This window comes from Stenotrophomonas maltophilia group sp. Smal32 (assembly GCF_030237085.1).
GTDB lineage: Bacteria > Pseudomonadota > Gammaproteobacteria > Xanthomonadales > Xanthomonadaceae > Stenotrophomonas > Stenotrophomonas maltophilia_Q.
The window spans coordinates 1-3,161 of sequence record NZ_JASJSI010000196.1; the positions used below are offsets into that span (position 1 = coordinate 1).

Annotated in this window: 2 protein-coding genes; both read left to right on the forward strand. The window is 68.3% G+C overall.

Going from position 1 to position 3,161, the window contains the following annotated elements:
* The first annotated feature begins 90 nt into the window (after positions 1-90).
* Positions 91-2,529 carry a penicillin-binding protein 1B gene (gene mrcB, locus QRO91_RS22170; protein WP_285310580.1) on the forward strand — a complete coding sequence of 813 codons (2,439 nt, stop codon included), beginning with the start codon at positions 91-93 and terminating at the stop codon, positions 2,527-2,529.
* Complete coding sequence (locus QRO91_RS22175) at positions 2,526-3,062, forward strand: hypothetical protein (RefSeq protein WP_049430084.1); 537 nt, start codon at positions 2,526-2,528, stop codon at positions 3,060-3,062. Before mrcB ends, QRO91_RS22175 begins: the two co-directional genes overlap by 4 nt.
* Positions 3,063-3,161: the final 99 nt, after the last annotated feature.

Below are 3,161 nucleotides of genomic sequence, written 5' to 3' on the forward strand. Positions count from 1 at the left end.
GCTTGAACTGCAGTGAAACCGCGGTCCATCGCCTGCCAGCCACCGCAGTGCCTGCGTTAGACTCGCCAGACCCTACCTGCCTGCATCCCCGTGCCCCGACGCTACGATTCCGACGACATCGACGATTTCGACGACGACCAGCAGGACGACAGCCCGCTGTGGCGGCGTCGCCTGATCACCTGGAGCATGGCTGCGGTCGCGTTGGGATTGGGCTTCCTGATCCCTTATACGCTGTACCTGAACCAACAGGTGACCCAGCGCTTCGGCGAACTTCGCTGGCAGATTCCGACCCGGGTGTACGCCCGCCCGCTGGTGCTCACGCCGGGCAAGGCGATGGACGCGGCGACCCTGAAGACCGAGCTCGCCGCATCCGCCTACCGCGATGACGGGCAGGGCAAGGAGCCGGCCACCTATGCGGCGAACGGCGGGCGCTTCGTCATTTCCAGCCGTGGCTACAACGATGTGGATGGCCGCGTCGCACCGCGCCGGCTGGAACTGTCGCTGGCCGACGGTGCGGTCGCCTCGCTGCGTGACGCCGACAACCGCAAGGCGCTGAAGGCTGCGCGCCTGGACCCGGCACGTATTGCCACCCTGTACGGGCAGAAGCAGGAAGAACGCCGCCTGATCCGCATGGACGAGGCGCCGGACCTGCTGGTGACCGGCCTGCAGGCGGTGGAGGACAAGGACTTCAACCGCCACCACGGCATCGATCTGTCCGGCATTGCGCGCGCGGTGTGGGTGACGATCCGCTCCGGTGGCCAGGGTCGCCAGGGTGCTTCCACGCTGACCCAGCAGCTGGCTCGCAGCGGTCTGCTCGGGATCGGCAAGGAACAGACGGTCACCCGCAAATTCAACGAAGTGCTGTACGCGCTGATCATGGAAGCGCGCTACGACAAGCGCACCATTTTCGAGGCCTATCTCAACCAGGTGTACCTGGGCCAGCGTGGCAGCCAGGCCATCCACGGCATGTCTTCCGGCGCCGAGTTCTGGTTCGGCCGTGACCTGCAGTCGCTGGAAACCGAGCAGATCGCGCTGCTGATCGGCCTGGTCAAGGGTCCGTCCTTCTACGACCCGCGGCGCAATCCGGAACGTGCGCTGGATCGCCGCAATTTCGTGCTGGGCAAGCTGCACGAGGCGACGCTGATCGACGATGCCGAGTACCAGCGTGCGCTGAAAGCGCCGCTGGGCGTGCCCAAGACGCCGGGCCTGGTGGCGGCCAACCGCTTCCCGGCCTATGTGGACCTGGTTCGCCGCCAGCTCGGCCATGACTATCCGGAATCGGCGCTGCAGGGCGCCGGCCTGAGCGTGATGACAGGCATGTCACCGTCCGCGCAGGCCTATGCCGAAGGCGCGGTGACCCGCACCATCAAGTCGCTGGAAAGCAAGCGCCGTCCCGAACTGCAGGCCGGCATGGTGCTGACCGACGTGCACAACGGTGACGTGCTGGCGGTGATCGGCAGCCGTGAAGTGTCCGAGGTGGGCTTCAACCGCGCGATCGAAGCACAGCGCCCGGTCGGCTCGCTGCTGAAGCCGTTCGTCTACCTGCTGGCGCTGGCGCAGCCGGATCGTTACTCGCTGGCCAGCTGGGTCGATGATTCACCGGTGACCGTGCAGCTCGGCCGCGGCCGCAACTGGAACCCCGGCAACGCGGACAACCGCAGCCACGGTACGGTGCGCCTGATCGATGCGTTGGCGCACTCCTACAACCAGGCCACGGTGCGCGTGGGCATGCAGGTCGGTCCCGAGCGCGTGACCCAGCTGATCCATGTGCTGGCGGGCATCAAGGCTGAGGCCAACCCTGCAGTGATCCTCGGCTCGACCGACCAGAGCCCGTACGCGATGGCGCAGCTGTACCAGTTCCTGGCGTCCGGTGGCGAGATCCAGCCGCTGCACGCGGTGCGTGGTGTGCTCGATCCGCAGGGCAAGCTGCTCAAGCGTTACGACAAGACCCCGGCACCGGCGCAGGAGGGCGACTCGATTGCCGCCAACCTGATCAGCGTGGGCCTGCAGCAGGTGGTTGCCAGCGGTACCGCGCAGCGCCTCAACGCCGATGGCCTCAGCCGCCTGCAGCCCGCCGGCAAGACCGGTACCACCAACGATGGTCGCGACAGCTGGTATGCCGGTTACACCGGCGATCACCTGGCGGTGATCTGGATCGGCAACGACCAGAACGAGCAGGCCGGCCTGTACGGCGCCACTGGCGCGATGCGGGTCTGGTCGGGCATCTTCCAGCGCCTTCCCAGTGCGCCGCTGCGGGTCAGCAACAAGGGCCTGGATTGGCAGTCGGTGGCCGCCACCGGCCTCAACACGACCGATGAGGGCTGCCCGGGAGCGCGCCGCTTCCCGTTCGTGGTCGGCTATGCGCCGGCCTATGCGCCCTGCGCACCGGCGGTGTCGCCGGACGGGCAGGGCGAGGCCGAAGGCGAGGGTGGTGGTTGGCGCAGCTGGTTCGGCCTGGACCGCAAGCCGGACACCCCTGCCGAACCTGCCGCGGCGCCTGCCGCTGCCACTCCTCCTCCGAGCCGATGATGCCGATGAACATGCGATCCCTGCTGCAGCCCCTGGCCTTGACCGGCCTCAGCCTGGCCCTGGCCGCCTGCGTGACCAGTGCGCCGCCGGTGGTCAAGCCGGTCGATACCACGACGCCAGCGCAGCGCTTGGCCGCGGTGGACGCAGCCGCTGGCCCGGACGACAAGGAGCTTTCGGTGCAGCCGCTGCGTGATTCGCAGGTGGAAGACCTGCGGGTGACCGCGCAGGCGCAACGCCAGGCCAACGATCTGGCCGGTGCCGCCAGCAGCCTGGACCATGCGCTGGAGATCGTCGCTGGTGATCCGGCGGTGCTGCAGGAGCGTGCCGAGCTGGCGCTGCTGCAGGGGCAGTGGGCGCAGGCGGAGACGTTCGCACGCAAGGCGGTCGACCTGGGCTCGAAGACGGGGCCGCTGTGCCGCCGGCACTGGGCGACGATCGAGCAGTCGCGCCTGGCACGGGGCGAGAAGGAGAATGCGGTGTCGGCGCATGCGCAGCTGGAAGGCTGCACTGTGCCTGGGATCAAGCGGTACTAGGTTTCCTGCCAACGGCGCAGCCCCTCGTGGCTGGCTGTTTGGCCGCGTGAAGCAAAAGCCGCGCTTGGCCGGGCGGGGTGGGTTCGCGGGGGACGCCGT

What these genes read in the sequence shown, in the direction of transcription:
- QRO91_RS22175 (WP_049430084.1), top strand. Translation starts at nt 2,526, where the DNA reads ATGATGCCGATGAACATGCGATCCCTGCTGCAGCCCCTGGCCTTGACC.